This window comes from Solilutibacter silvestris, assembly GCF_002895945.1.
GTDB classification, from domain to species: Bacteria; Pseudomonadota; Gammaproteobacteria; order Xanthomonadales; family Xanthomonadaceae; genus Solilutibacter; species Solilutibacter silvestris.
On record NZ_NPZB01000001.1, the window covers coordinates 1,216,128 to 1,230,255 of the forward strand.

Below are 14,128 nucleotides of genomic sequence, written 5' to 3' on the forward strand. Positions count from 1 at the left end.
GATCATGAATAAAATCAAATCACGGATGCGCAACGCGGCGATTGCCTGCTGTATAACCCAGCTCGCGCTCCCGGTGAATGCGGCGACTTCGTTTCCCGACAATCCACTACTGAGTCAGAACAAGCGCATACCGCCCAACATCCTGATGGTGCTGGATGATTCCGGATCGATGGCCTGGGAATACATGCCGGACAAAGATCCCAATGGCGGCAGTTGGCCAACTTTTCTGAGGAAGAATCCGAACGTCAATCCGCTGGCCTACGATCCCCGCAAGGCCGACTACAAGCCGTGGATGACCTGGACAGGGGCGCGCCTGACTCTCGGGCAGTCCTACAGCGCAGTCTATGACGACGACACATTGGCGAAGACAGCCGATGACGTGGCATTGTCAACTGTTGCGGATCTCAGGAGCACAAGCAAAACCGTCTTGTTCTATTTGCCCAAGAGCACATCGGTTGCATCCGGAGATACATCGCAATCCAATTATTACGAGTACTCGGTTAAATTCACGCAATCGAGTGGCATTTGGAGCGCGCCTGTCGTTAGGCAGTGCAGCTGGTCATCAGGGAGTAATTCCTTTACTTCTGGCTGCGTAATAGTGGCCACGCCTGCGACTGCAAGCGTGACGGTATCTTCGCGCGCAACCTGGGATATCGAGCTTGCCAACTACGCGACCTGGTATTCCTACCAGCGCACTCGCAACAAGATGGCCAAGGCTGGTGCAGCGGAAGGCTTCGGGAAGCTGGACGACAACTATCGTGTCGGCTTCGATACGATCTGGAATCGTGACTGGAAAACGAATACGGACGGGAGTGGCGGAAATCCTAGTGGAAGTTCGCCTGCGCTTCCGATCCCAACAGGCGCAGGGCTGTTCTCTGGTGCAAACAGGCAGGCATGGTTCAATCAACTATTCTACAGTCAGGCATCCAACGGCACGCCGCTCAAGGGCGCCCTTCAGCGCGCCGGACGCTACTATCAGACCAAGGCACCGTGGAACAGCGTTGACGACAAGGGTGCAGCAACCTATCTGGCGTGCCGTCAGGCGTTCACCATCCTGACCACCGATGGCTTCTGGAACGATTCTTCCGGATTCAACTCGATAGGGGACGTCGACGGCGCGAATGGTCCGGTCTACACCGCCACCGATGGCACGACCACGGGTGGCTACAAGGCGGGGCCGCCGTACAAGGATGGCGCGTCGGTGAGCTATTCCGACACGCTGGCCGATGTCGCCATGTATTTCTGGGAACACGATTTGCGCACCGACTTGCCTGATGCCGTACCAGCGACGACTCAGGATCCGGCGTTCTGGCAACACATGAGCACGTTTGCAATTTCCATCGGTGCCCAGGGCACGTTGAATCAGACCACCGACTGGCCAAAGCTGCAGAAACAGCAGATCAATTGGCCTCAGCCAGTAGCAGATTCGCTGACCGCGATTGATGACCTTTGGCACGCAGCGGTCAACGGACATGGCCAATTCACCCCCGCGACCAGCCCCGATATCTTTGCGCAGGCCTTGAGTAACGCATTGGGCAGCATCACGGGACGCACGGCCTCCGGTTCGAACCTGGCGTCCAATGGCCCGTATGCGACGACCAATTCATACAAATACAGCGCGATCTACCACAGCAGCCAGTACTGGGGCGACTTGCGTGCATTTCCTCGCAATGCCACCAACGTCGGATATTCAAGTACCCCGACATGGTTGTTGTCGACGGTGGTGAATGCGGATGCCAATTTCCTGACGCGGCCAGTATTGACATGGAATGGCAGCATGGGCGCCTCGTTCGTGGCAACCCATCTGGCGGATTCGACATTCGCACCCGCCGCGCGACCTCTGGTGACGGCGCCCGCCAATTTGAACTATCTGATCGGTGATCGCACCAACGAAAGCCTGCTGCCGGATGTGTATCGCAAACGACAGCTGTCTCCGATCGGCGATATCGTCGATTCGACCCCGGTCTTCGTCAACGACAGCGGCTACCTGTTCGTCGGCGCGAACGATGGCATGCTTCACGGCATCGATTCCAGAACGGGAAAGGTGGGGTTTTCCTACGTTCCTGCCGGCATCAATTTCAGCGACATGGCCAGCTTGAGCGATCCGGCGTACACCCACAAATTCTTCGTCGACGGGCAGTTATACGTCAGCAAGATACAGAACGCGGGCGACAAGAATTATCTGGTGGGTACCTTGGGCCGTGGTGGGCGCGGCGTGTTTGCGCTGGACGTGAGCACTCCCACGAGCGCGGGTATGACAGCAAGCAAGGTGTTGTGGGACAAGAGTTTCCAGACGGGCGCAGCAGGCGCTGTCGCCGATATGGGGTATGTGTTGGGTTCCCCGACCATCAAGAAGGGTCAGGATGGCAAGACGATCGCGCTCGTCCCGAATGGAATCGAGAGCGATTCGGGAAAAGCGGCCCTCTTCATGTATGACATGACGACAGGAACTTCTACTGAGTTGGTTGCGGATGCGGGTTCCGGCAACGGATTGATGACGCTGGAGACAGCCGACCTGGACGGTGATGGGAAGATCGATCTGGTTTATGGCGGCGACTTGAAAGGCAACCTGTGGCGCTGGGATCTGCGCGTGGCCACCCCGACGGCTGTGAAATTGTTCACGGCAACAAGTCCGTCCCCGGCCGGGAACTTGCAGGCAATCACTGGTGGCATCACGGTGGCCCGCGAAGGATCGACAGGAAACATCTTCGTGGCTTTTGGCACGGGGCGCTTGATTTCCAGTGGCGACTTGCCGTGGGATACGACCAATGCCGGTCAGCATGCCGATACCCAGTCGATTTACGGACTCATCGACAATCTCGCGTCAGATTCGACGGCGACCATCAGTGGTCGCGCCCAACTGAAGCAGCGTACTTTCCCCTACACCGGGACAGATAGCGCAGGCCATGCCGCACGCAGCCCGGAGGTCTACTCGGCGCTTCCCTCTGGAGTACGTGGCTGGTATATCGATCTGGGGGTCCCCACTCCGTTTGCGAACGGGGAGCGCGTGATCAGTGCACCGGTGATTGACGGGCGTGTGCTGGCGATCAACAGCATGTGGCCCAAGCAGGCCAGCAGTGACTGCAATTCCTCGGCGGGCGACGGATACCAGAATGCGTTCGATGTCTTTACCGGAACCAATCCGTCTATTACCGGAGATGCGGGTGGGACTTACGGCTATTTCGACATCAATGGCAATAGCCAGAAGGACGACAAGCTGGCCAGTTACGTGAATGCAAGTGGACAGGTTGTAACCGGATCTCCAACGGGTTCTGCCGGCGCCGACGGTTTCGTCGGGTCCGTATCGAACGGCGGTGCGCCTGGCAAAGCGGATGTTTCAGACCAAGATGTGTGCGTCCAGCAGGATAATGGACAGCTGGTGTGTACAAAGAAGAATCAACCCGGCGGGACAGCACACCCGGAACGTCTCATTTGGCGGGAGTTGATCAACCATGGCTGACATTCATTCAAGCTGCATTGTTGATTGCCGTGACCTGAAATACGCCATGACTTCTTCTGAATTGAGAGAGCAGAATGGTTTTACACTGATCGAATTGATGGTCGTGGTAGCGATTATCGCGATTCTTGCCGGGATCGCGTACCCGAGTTACATCGAGCACGTGAAGAAAACACGCCGTTCGGCCGCCGCCGCATGTTTGATGGAACGCGCTCAATTCATGGAGCGTTTCTATACCACCAACATGGCGTACGACAAGGATACGGGCAACACCCCAGTGGCGATTCCAGTTTCAGGGTGTGTAACCGATTTGGCTGCCTTCTACACATTTGGTGCGCCCTCGAATCTCGCGCCGTCGACATTCACCCTGACTGCCACCCGGGCGGGGGCACAATCGAGCGATGCATGCGGCGATTTGAGTATCAATCAAGCGGGCACCAAATCAGTGGCTAACGGAAGCATGCCCGTGGCGCAGTGTTTCTGACTTAATCCAGTTATCGCGTATCCAAGGCCCCGCCATCGGCGGGGTTTTGTTTTGTCGCGGCGCAACAGCGCAGGGCTTTCCGCATCATCCTGACCCAGTTGCACATTCCCCCCACATGCATGACGCTATGGCCAACGCCATTACCCCAATGCCACGGGAGAGTTCATGCATCGGATCATCGTGGTCGGCGGCGGTGCGGGCGGCCTGGAACTAGCCACGCGGCTCGGTGATCGCTACGGCCGTCGCCGTCGCTCGCCACTGGCCAGCATCACCCTGGTCGATCGCTACGCCTCGCACCTGTGGAAGCCGCTGCTGCATGAAGTGGCAGCCGGCAGCATGGACGCACCGATCCATCAGGTTGATTACGCGGCGCAGGCGTATTGGCATGGTTTCGAATTCAACCAGGGAGCGATGACCGGGCTGGATCGCGCGGCACGCGTGTTGAAGCTCGATCAGGTCGTTGACGATCAGGGCGTGCAGATATTCCCTGCGCGCGAACTTCCGTACGACACCCTGGTGATCGCGGTCGGCAGCACCACCAATTATTTCGGCGTGCCGGGTGCGCAAGAGTATGCGTACGCGCTCGATACGGTGAACGATGCCGAACAGTTCCGCCGGCGCTTGCTGGCTGCATGCGCGCGTGCGCATCGCGATGACGTAGGCGACAGCAGGAAGGCCGTGCGCATCGTCATCGTCGGTGGCGGAGCCACTGGCGTCGAGCTGGCGGCGGAGTTGCGCCAGACCGCACAGGTATTGTCCGTCTACGGACTGCACCGGCTGGATCCGGTGCGCGATATCGGCATCACGATCGTCGAAGCCGGGCCGCGCATCCTCGGTGCGTTGCCGGAACGGGTGTCCTCGTCTGCCGCCGCGTTGCTGCGCGAATACGACATCGACATCGCCACGCGCGAACAGGTCGCCGAGGTCACGGTCGACGGCCTGCGCACGGCGGAGGGCAAGTTCATCGGTGCCGACCTGATCGTCTGGGCCGCCGGCATCAAGGCGTTGCCGGTCCTCGCCGATCTCGATGGCCTGGCGGTGGGCAAACGCGGCCAATTGATCGTCAGGCCGACCTTGCAGTGCGAGAACGACGATGCCGTGTTCGCGCTTGGCGATTGCGCGCAATGCAACTGGGAGGGGCCGGATTCCTGGGTGCCGCCGCGGGCGCAGGCGGCGCATCAGCAGGCGTCGTTCCTGGTGCGTGCGATCGCCATCACCTTGCGCGAGGGTGCGCGGGCCAAGCTCCCGGCCTTCCATTACCGCGACCTCGGTTCGCTGGTATCGCTGGGCCGGCTGGGGGCGACCGGCAACCTGATGGGCGGCCTGATCGGCGGCAAGATGTTCGTTGACGGGCTGCTGGCGCGATTGATGTATGTTTCGCTCTACCGCATGCATACGGTGGCGTTGCATGGCTGGTGGCGGACCGGGATCGACGTCGCCGCCAACTTCTTCCGCCGGACCATTTCGCCGCGTGTGAAGCTCCACTGATAAGCAATGCTTTTCAAGTCATAAGCAGCAATGGCGGCAGGGGTGGGATAACGCGATTTAGCGCCGGGTTCGCGCTTGACCGCGCTGTTTTCGCGGGATAGCTTGCAGGCAACTGCGACCACATTGCACGGATGAAGACACCATGCCGATCTTCGATGCCATCCATCTCGCGCGATTGCAGTTCGCGTTCACCGTGTCCTTCCATATCATCTTCCCGGCCATCAGCATCGGCATGGCGGGATTCCTCGCCGTCCTCGAGGGCATGTGGCTGAAGACGCGCGACGATGTCTACCGCGACATGTTCTCATTCTGGTCGAAGATCTTCGCGGTCGGCTTCGGCATGGGCGTGGTCTCCGGCGTGGTGATGGCCTACGAATTCGGCGCCAACTGGGCCGGGTTCTCCAACATCGCCGGATCGATCACCGGTGCGTTGCTGACCTACGAGGTGCTGACGGCGTTCTTCCTCGAAGCCGGCTTCCTCGGCGTGATGCTGTTCGGCTGGGGCCGGGTGGGCGAGCGCGCGCATTTCATGGCGACGCTGATGGTGGCGATCGGCACGCTGATCTCGACGTTCTGGATCCTCGCGTCCAACAGTTTCATGCAGACGCCGCAGGGCTACGCCATCGAGAACGGCAAGCTGATCCCGGTGGATTGGCTGAAGATCATCTTCAATCCCTCGTTTCCGTATCGCCTGGTGCACATGACGCTGGCGGCGTACATCTCCGCCGCGTTCCTCGTCGCTGCCTGCGCCGGCTACCACTTGCTGAAGGGACGCCGCGACGGCGCGGTCAAGCGCAGTTTCTCGATGGCGTTGTGGATCCTGCTGATCCTCGCGCCGGTGCAGATTTTCGTGGGCGACGCGCACGGCCTCAATACCCGCGAATACCAGCCGGCCAAGATCGCCGCGATCGAAGGATTGTGGGAAACCGAACACGGTGGCACCTCGTTGAATCTGGTTGGCCTGCCCGACATGAAGGCCGAGGAGACCAAATACGCCGTGCAGGTGCCGCATCTCGGCAGCCTGATCCTGACCCACAGTTGGGATGGCGAGATCAAGGGGCTGAAGAGTTTCCCGCCGGAAGACCGCCCGTTTTCGCCGATCATTTTCTGGACTTTCCGCATCATGGCGGGTCTGGGCATGCTGATGCTGCTGATGGCGGTGGTCGCGCTGCTGTTGCGCAAGGGTGGTCGCCTGTACGAATCGCGCTGGTTCCAGCGCTGGGCGGTGCTGATGGGACCATCGGGATTGATCGCGCTGCTGGCCGGCTGGGTCACCACCGAGGTCGGACGCCAGCCGTGGACGGTCTACGGCGTGTTGCGCACGGTCGATTCGGCATCGCCGCTGGATGCGCAGCAGGTCGGCACTTCGCTGCTGATCTTCGTGATCGTCTACTTCGTGGTGTTCGGCACCGGCATCTACTACATGCTCAAGTTGATGAAGAACGGGCCGTCGCCTGATCCGCACCACATGCCGAAAACGACCCCGCATCCCGCGTTGGAAAGCAATGCGATGTATCACCCCCACGATTCCATCGACGACGCCTGAGGCCGCCATGAACATTGATCTTCCAATGGTTTGGGCCGGGATCATCGCCCTCGGTTTGTTCCTCTACGTGATGCTCGACGGCTTCGACCTCGGCATCGGCCTGATCTTCCCGTTCTTCGAGAAGAGCAGCGAGCGCCAGGTGCTGCTCAATACCGTTGCACCGGTGTGGGACGGCAACGAAACCTTCATGGTGCTGGGTGGTGCGGGCTTGTACGGCGCGTTCCCGGTGGCCTACGCCACGCTGCTGCCGGCCAACTACCTGCCAGTGGTGTTGATGCTCGCCGGCCTGATCTTCCGTGGTGCGGCCTTCGAGTTGCGCGGCAAGGCCAAGCGCAGCCTGCCGTTGTGGGATCTCGCCTTCATTTTCGGTTCGGTGCAGGCCACGTTCTTCCAGGGCGTGCTGCTGGGATCGCTGTTGCAGGGCATCAAGATCCACAACGGCCAATTCGTCGGCGCCGCGTTCGACTGGATGTCGCCGTTCAGCATATTTTGCGGCCTCGGACTGATGTTCACCTATGCGGTGCTCGGTTGCGGCTGGCTGATCATCAAGACCGACGGCATGCTGCAGGAACGCATGTACGCGTTGATGAAGCCGCTGACCTTCATCCTGTTGGGCGTCATCATGGTGGTCAGCGCGTGGACCGCACTTGGCCAGCCGACAGTGGCGCAACGCTGGTTCACTGGCCACAACCTGCTGTACTTCCTGCCAGTGCCGCTGCTGGTGCTGGTCAGTGTCTGGGGCATCTTCCGCGCGGTGGACATGCGCATCGAAGCCGCGCCATTCCGCTTGGCGCTGTTGTTGCTGTTCCTCGGCTACACCGGCTTCATCATCAGCATCTGGCCGAACATCATCCCGCCGTCGCTGACGATCTGGGAGGCGTCCGCCACCCATTCCAGCCAGCTGTTCTCGCTGGTCGGTACGGTCATCATCCTGCCGATCATCCTCGTCTACAGTTACATGCAATACCGCGTGTTCCGCGGCAAGGTGCGCGAAGGCGACCATGGTTACCACTGAGAAGCCGCCACGCTCCGGCGATGGCGCGCCGTGGTGGCGCAAGCTCGGCTGGTTCGTGTTGCTGTGGGTGTGCGGCGTGCTGGTGACCTTCGCTGTCGCCAGCGTGTTCAAGTTCCTGATCCTGGGCGCGGTCACGCATTGATTGACGGGACGCGTAGATGAAAAAGCCCGCCTTGGTAAGGCGGGCTTCTTGTTGCAACGATGCCGCGTCGATCAGGCGGCAGCGCGGGTGATGCGAACCGGGACCGACTTGTACGACGGCGTGCCGCTGACCGGATCGACGTAGTCGAGCGGAACCAGGCAATTGCCCTCGGGGTAGTACGTGCCCACCGATCCGCGCGCGATTTCGTAGGTGACGGCGATGACCTTGTCGAGGCGCCGTTCCTTGCCATCGCCGAACGCGGTTTCCACCACGATCTGGTCGCCTTCCTCGATGCCGAGGTCGGAGAGGTCCTGTGCGTTGATGAACACCACGTCGCGCCGGCCGAAGACGCCGCGATAACGATCATCGAGGCCGTAGATGGTGGTGTTGTACTGATCGTGGCTGCGCAACGTGGTCAGCTTCAGCACGTTGGGATCGGCATAGACCGGATCTTCCATCACGCCATCCATGCGCAGGAATTCCGCCTTGCCCGACGGCGTGTTCCAGATGCGTTCGGTCGGCGGCAGCGGCAGGCGGAAACCGCCCGGCGTCTTGATGCGATCGTTGTAATCGACGAAATCGGGATAGACGGCTTCGATCATGTCGCGAATGCGGTCGTAATCCTCGATCAGATGCAGCCACTTCACCTTGCTGTCGGGCAGGGTGGCCGCAGCGATGCCGGCGACGATCGCCGGTTCCGACTTGAGGAATTCCGACGCCGGCTTCAGCTTGCCGCGCGAGGCATGCACCATCGACATCGAATCTTCCACCGTCACCGCCTGCGGGCCGGTCTCCTGGATGTCGCGTTCGGTGCGGCCCAGGCAAGGCAGCAGGAACGTGTGCTTGCCGGTGAGCAGGTGCGAACGGTTGAGCTTGGTGGCGATATGCACGGAGAGGTCGAGCTTCTTCATCGCCGCGAAGCACGCCTGCGGATCGGACAGCGCGACGGCTAGATTGCCGCCGAGACAGATCAGTGCAGTCGATTTGCCTTCGGCGATCGCCTGCATGCCGGCGACAGCATCGTGGCCATGATGCGACGGTGGCTTGAAACCGAAGGTCTGCTCGATCCGCTGCAACACGTCCGCGCTCGGCTTCTCGGTGATGCCGACGGTGCGGTTGCCCTGCACGTTGGAGTGGCCGCGCAACGGGCAGATGCCGGCGCCGGGCTTGCCGAAGTTGCCGCGCATCAGCAGCAGGTTCACCACCTGGTGCACGTTCTGGGTGCCGGTGTGATGCTGGGTGATGCCCATGCCGTAGGTGACGATGGTGGCGTTGGACTTGGCGTAGGTCTCGGCGACCTTGCGCAACGATTGCTCGGGAAGGCCGGACACCGCTTCGATTTCCTGCCAGGACAGCGCCTTCAGGTCGGCGGCCACCGCATCGAAGCCGACGGTGTGTTCGGCGATGAAGTCGCGGTCGATCACCTTGGCAGCGGGGCCGAGCGCCGCGTCCATTTCCAGCAGCGCCTTCATGATGCCCTTGAGCGCCGCCGCGTCGCCACCGACCTTCGGTTGCAGATAGGTCGAAGCGATCTCGGTCGCGCCGAAGGTGGCCATTTCCAGCGCGTCCTGCGGATCGGCGAAGCGTTCCAGTGCGCGTTCGCGCAGCGGATTGAAGACGATGATCGGGCAGCCGCGTCGCGACATTTCGTGCAGCGTGCCCATCATCCGCGGGTGGTTGGTGCCGGGATTGTGGCCGATCGAAAGCAGCAGGTCGGCGTGGTCGAAATCCTCCAGCGATACCGTGCCCTTGCCGATGCCGATCGCCATCGGCAGGCCGACGCTGGTGGCTTCATGGCACATGTTGGAACAGTCGGGGAAGTTGTTGCTGCCGAGTTCGCGCGCGAATATCTGGTAGAGGAAGGCGGCCTCGTTGGAGGCGCGGCCGGAGGTGTAGAACTCCATCGCGTCCGGTGCGGTGTTGCGCAGGATGGCGCCGATCTGCGCGAAGGCATCGTCCCATTCGATGGCTTCGTAAATGTCCTTCTCGGCGTTGTAGACCATCGGGTGGGTCAGGCGACCCTGGTCTTCCAACTGGTAGTCGCTCCACGTCAGCAGTGAGCCCACGGTGTTGGCGGCGAAGAATTCCGGCGGCACGCGTTTCTTGGTCGCTTCCCAGGTGACGGCTTTGGCGCCGTTCTCGCAGAACTGGAAGGTCGAGGTGTGCTCCTTGTCCGGCCATGCGCAGCCGGGGCAGTCGAAGCCTTCCGGTGCCTTGCTGCGTTCCGCGTAGGGCTTGTTGGTGCGGAACAGGGTGACGACCGCTTCCGGCGCGCTCATCTGTTCCTGGACGGCCTTGGCCGTCGCCTTGAGGGCGCCCCAGCCGCCAGCCGGCGCGTTGTAGGGACGGATGCCGGGGATCTCTTTCTCAGCCATGACGAACCTCGTAGTGGGGAGTTGGACCAGCCATGTTTCGGCGCAACGCGCCAGACAACACGAAGTGCCGTCGAAATCGGACCTGTGCGGTTGCAAGTGTGTCCATCCGTCGATGGCACGTCAAAGTCACCAGGGTTACCGAGTGATAAGAGCTGCTTATGACGCGCGGTGCACGGCGTGGATTTCGTCTTCCAGGACACGGTCGAGCGTGCCCTGCAGATCCTGTTCCGCAGTAACACGCCAAGCTTCCTCGATCAGCGGCGGCATCATGCTCTGGCGCAGCCGCAACATCGCCACCAATGCGCCGTGGGCCGGCTCCAGTCGGTGCAGGGTGATGTCGCGGCCGATGAAGAAACCGGGCAACGCACTGAGCGGCATCACGCTGTACATTTCGCCATTGCGGACCATCGCGTAAAGCATGCTGATGGTGTTGGTCTCGACCATTACCCGTGGCGTCACCCCGGCCTGGCGGAATGCCATGTCGATGATTTCGCGGTTGTGCATCTCGCGCCCGAACAGGCATAGAGGCAACTGCGCGGCATCCTTCCAGTCGAGCGCGGGGGGTAGCGTCTGGCCGGCATTCGCGCTGGCGACCAGGATATAGCGTTCGGTATAGAGTGGTTGCACTTCGAACGCCTGCTGCGGGATCTGATCGAGATAGGTGATACCGAGATGCGCTTCGTGCCGCTTCACGCGCTGCAGGATGGCGCGGGTGCTGAGGGAGTGCAGGCCCAGTCGCAGTTCCGGCACTGCCCGGCGATAGGCGATGGTGAGCAGCATTGATGCCTGCAGGGACGATGGCACGACGCCGAGTTCCAGATGGCCGCCCGACAGCGTTTTGGAGAGTTCCGCCTCCTGCCGCAGGCTGTCCAGCGAGGCCAGCATCTGGCGCGCCCACAGCAGCACGCGCTCGCCTTCCGGCGTGAAGCCGTTGAAGCGGCGATCGCGGCGGATGATGGTGATGCCGAGCTCCTTTTCGAGCTGGCGCAGGCCCGCGGACAGCGCCGGCTGCGAGACATTGCAGCTTTCGGCGGCCTGGGCGAAGTGGCGATGCTGGGACAGCGCGACGAGGTAGGTCAGTTGTCGGACGAACAAGAGGGGCTCCGCGGTTCGCCAGTGTGCTGAACGATGAGCCGAGCATACCTGTCCGCACGACAACTTTTGCGTGAGAATGGCGGCGGCAGCTCTTTTCGCTGATTCATCCACTGCAAGGTTTCCAGGGCATGACGCATTTTGCGATTTCGACCACGGCAATCGACGCCGGCGCGCTGGCCGATGGCCTGCGTCATCCCGGTGCGGGTGGCTTCTGTTCGTTCGAAGGCTGGGTGCGCAACAGCAATGAAGGCCGCGATGTCGACGGGCTGGAATACGAGGCCTATGTCGAGCTGGCGATCGCCGAGGGCGAGCGCATCGTTGCCGAGGCGCTGCAACGCTACGGCGTGAGCGACGCCTGCTGCGTGCATCGCACTGGTGACCTGACGATCGGCGACATGGCGGTGTGGGTCGGCGCGTCGGCACCGCATCGCGACGAAGCATTTCGCGCCTGCCGTTACATCATCGACGAGATCAAGCACCGCCTGCCGATCTGGAAGAAGGAACACTACGTCACCGGCGAAACCAGCTGGGTCGCGTGCACGCATGTCTATCGCGAGCATGAACACGAAGATGCGCATGGTCACGGCCATCATCACCATCACCACGATGAAGCGCCGCAGTCGTTCACGCCGGATTATTCGCGGCAGGTGCGATTGACTGAGGTCGGTGCGGCAGGCCAGGCGAAACTGGCCGCCGCGCGCGTGCTAGTGATCGGCGCCGGCGGACTCGGCGCGCCGGTAATCAGTTATCTCGCGGGCGCCGGCATTGGCAAGCTGGGTATTGTCGATGGCGACCGTCTCGACGCCAGCAACCTGCATCGCCAGACGATCTATTCCGCGCGCGACATCGGCCATTTGAAGGTCGATCTCGCCGCGCGCCACGTCGCCGCGCTCAATCCGTCCGTGCAAGTGCAGACGTATTCCGAACCGTTGCACGCCGGCAACGTGGTCGAGGTGTTCTCGCAATACGATCTCGTGCTGGAATGCACCGACGACATGCGCAGCCGTTACCTCAGCAGCGATGCGGCGACGGTCACCGCGACGCCGCTGGTGCTGGCCAGCGTCTACCAGTACGAAGGCCAGTTGCAGGTGATGGACGGACGTGCCGGCTCACCATGCCTGCGTTGCCTGTGGCCGCGCGAACCGTCGCCCGAAGCGGTTGGCAGTTGCGCGCTGTCCGGCGTGCTTGGCCCGGTGCCGGGCGTGCTCGGTGCGATGCAGGCGATGGAAGCGCTGAAGCTGCTGCTCGATCTGCCGCGCCCGCGCGCGGACGCGCTGGTGCTGGTGAATTTGCTCGACAACACGATGCAACGCCTGCCGATCGATCCCGCTTCCGGATGCGTATTGCACGGCGGCTGCATCGAACAGGCGCAGCGCGCGCTGGAGCAGGCGCGCCTGCAGGCCGACGTCGAACTGGTGTTTCCTACCCTCGCTGCTGCGATCGATTCCGGTTTCCGCCTGGTCGATCTGCGCGGCAGTGACGAAATCGCCATGACACCGCTGGGGGACGTGCACGCTCGTGAAATCCCTTCCGGCGACATCATGGCGCACGCCGGCGAGCTGGGCCGGGATCGCGTATTGCTGGTCTGCGCGACCGGTCGCCGCAGTTATTACGCGGCCGAACAGTTGCGCGCCGCCGGCCTCGGCGACGTCCATTCGCTGGCGGGTGGCATCGCCGCGCTCGCTCGCGCCTAGTCGGCGCGAATGCGTTCGGGGTGCGCGTAGATGTTGTAGCCGTGGGGCCGCGCGAAGCCGATCAGGCAGATGCCGGCGCTGCGCGCGAGTTCGATCGCCAGTGCGGTCGGTGCGGAGATCGCCGCCATCAAGCCGATGCCGGCGGAGGCCGCCTTGGTGACCATTTCGTAGCTGGCGCGGCTGGTCAGCAGCAACATGCCGGCATCCGGCGCGATTCCGGCGCGCGCCATCGCGCCGATCAGTTTGTCCAGCGCGTTGTGGCGACCGACATCCTCGCGTGCAAGGATGATGCGACCATCGAGATCGGCCCACGCGGCGGCGTGCACGGCGCCGGTCGCGGCATTCATCGGCTGATGCTGCGACAACGCGGCCAATGCCTGTTCAAGCGCGCTGGCGCGGAACGAGGTTTCGGCGACCACGGGCGAGGGCTGGCGGATCGCATCCTCGAGGTCGCGGGTGCCGCAGATGCCGCAGCTGCCGCGGCCGGGCAGCAGGCGTTCGCGGCGGCCATCCAGTCGCGCGGCGGCGGCCTCGGGCGCGACCGTCATCGCCAGCTGGATGCCTTCCAGCAAGTCGCTGCGTTCGATCGCCAGCAATTGCGCGGGGGACTCGATCAAGCCTTCGCTCAGCGAGAAACCGAGGGCGAAGTCCCCGAGGTCGGCCGGCGTCGTCATCATCACCGCGAACGACACGCCGTTGTAGAGCATCGCGATCGGCGTTTCCTCGGCGATGCGATCCTCCGTGCGCTCGCCATGGCCATCGCGGATGCGTTCGATGGCGCGCTGGACGACTCCGGGTGGGTTGGCGGGCAGGGTCATGCGTGAAGGATAGC

General features: G+C 62.2%; 10 protein-coding genes and 2 pseudogenes. 9 read left to right on the forward strand and 3 right to left on the reverse strand.

Annotated features, from left to right (window positions below):
- Nucleotides 1–4: 4 nt before the first annotated feature.
- The 6 genes from Lysil_RS05540 (at nt 5) to Lysil_RS05565 (ending at nt 8,132) form a co-directional block, all read left to right on the forward strand.
- Nucleotides 5–3,460 (forward strand): pilus assembly protein, encoded by a 3,456-nt coding sequence (locus Lysil_RS05540; RefSeq protein WP_165782395.1) that lies wholly within the window; start codon nt 5–7, stop codon nt 3,458–3,460.
- Nucleotides 3,453–3,941 (forward strand): type IV pilin protein, encoded by a 489-nt coding sequence (locus tag Lysil_RS05545; protein ID WP_276308141.1) that lies wholly within the window; start codon nt 3,453–3,455, stop codon nt 3,939–3,941. Before Lysil_RS05540 ends, Lysil_RS05545 begins: the two co-directional genes overlap by 8 nt.
- A 165-nt stretch (nt 3,942–4,106) precedes the next feature.
- The gene (locus Lysil_RS05550) at nt 4,107–5,429 is read left to right on the forward strand and encodes an NAD(P)/FAD-dependent oxidoreductase (protein ID WP_103074517.1); all 1,323 of its coding nucleotides are present in this window, start codon (nt 4,107–4,109) and stop codon (nt 5,427–5,429) included.
- Nucleotides 5,430–5,571: 142 nt separating this feature from the next.
- The gene (locus Lysil_RS05555) at nt 5,572–6,975 is read left to right on the forward strand and encodes a cytochrome ubiquinol oxidase subunit I (protein WP_103074518.1); all 1,404 of its coding nucleotides are present in this window, start codon (nt 5,572–5,574) and stop codon (nt 6,973–6,975) included.
- 7 nt (nt 6,976–6,982) lie between these two features.
- Nucleotides 6,983–7,990 carry a cytochrome d ubiquinol oxidase subunit II gene (gene cydB, locus Lysil_RS05560; protein ID WP_103074519.1) on the forward strand — a complete coding sequence of 336 codons (1,008 nt, stop codon included), beginning with the start codon at nt 6,983–6,985 and terminating at the stop codon, nt 7,988–7,990.
- On the forward strand, nt 7,977–8,132 hold the full coding sequence (locus Lysil_RS05565; RefSeq protein WP_103074520.1) for a DUF2474 domain-containing protein: 156 nt from the start codon (nt 7,977–7,979) through the stop codon (nt 8,130–8,132). Before cydB ends, Lysil_RS05565 begins: the two co-directional genes overlap by 14 nt.
- 71 nt (nt 8,133–8,203) lie before the next feature.
- On the opposite strand, the gene Lysil_RS05570 is transcribed toward Lysil_RS05565, so the two are convergent.
- Together Lysil_RS05570 and Lysil_RS05575 are read right to left on the reverse strand one after the other, a co-directional pair.
- Nucleotides 8,204–10,507, reverse strand: coding sequence for an FdhF/YdeP family oxidoreductase (locus Lysil_RS05570; RefSeq protein ID WP_103074521.1), 2,304 nt, complete (start codon nt 10,505–10,507; stop codon nt 8,204–8,206).
- Nucleotides 10,508–10,663: 156 nt separating this feature from the next.
- Nucleotides 10,664–11,602 (reverse strand): LysR family transcriptional regulator, encoded by a 939-nt coding sequence (locus Lysil_RS05575; RefSeq protein WP_165782396.1) that lies wholly within the window; start codon nt 11,600–11,602, stop codon nt 10,664–10,666.
- A 128-nt stretch (nt 11,603–11,730) separates the two neighbouring features.
- On the opposite strand from Lysil_RS05575, the pseudogene Lysil_RS13705 reads away from it, so the two are divergent.
- From Lysil_RS13705 to Lysil_RS13715, 3 genes and pseudogenes are all read left to right on the forward strand, one after another.
- Nucleotides 11,731–12,135, forward strand: a pseudogene (locus Lysil_RS13705) (molybdenum cofactor biosynthesis protein MoaE); the annotation flags it as partial.
- 162 nt (nt 12,136–12,297) lie between these two features.
- Nucleotides 12,298–12,876 (forward strand): annotated as a pseudogene (locus tag Lysil_RS13710) (HesA/MoeB/ThiF family protein); the annotation flags it as partial.
- A 216-nt stretch (nt 12,877–13,092) separates the two neighbouring features.
- Complete coding sequence (locus Lysil_RS13715) at nt 13,093–13,296, forward strand: rhodanese-like domain-containing protein (RefSeq protein WP_425477149.1); 204 nt, start codon at nt 13,093–13,095, stop codon at nt 13,294–13,296.
- Here the strand turns inward: Lysil_RS13715 and fdhD are convergent.
- Nucleotides 13,293–14,114 carry a formate dehydrogenase accessory sulfurtransferase FdhD gene (gene fdhD, locus Lysil_RS05590; protein ID WP_103074523.1) on the reverse strand — a complete coding sequence of 274 codons (822 nt, stop codon included), beginning with the start codon at nt 14,112–14,114 and terminating at the stop codon, nt 13,293–13,295. The two genes, Lysil_RS13715 and fdhD, sit on opposite strands and share 4 nt — an antisense overlap.
- Between the last annotated feature and the right edge of the window lie 14 nt (nt 14,115–14,128).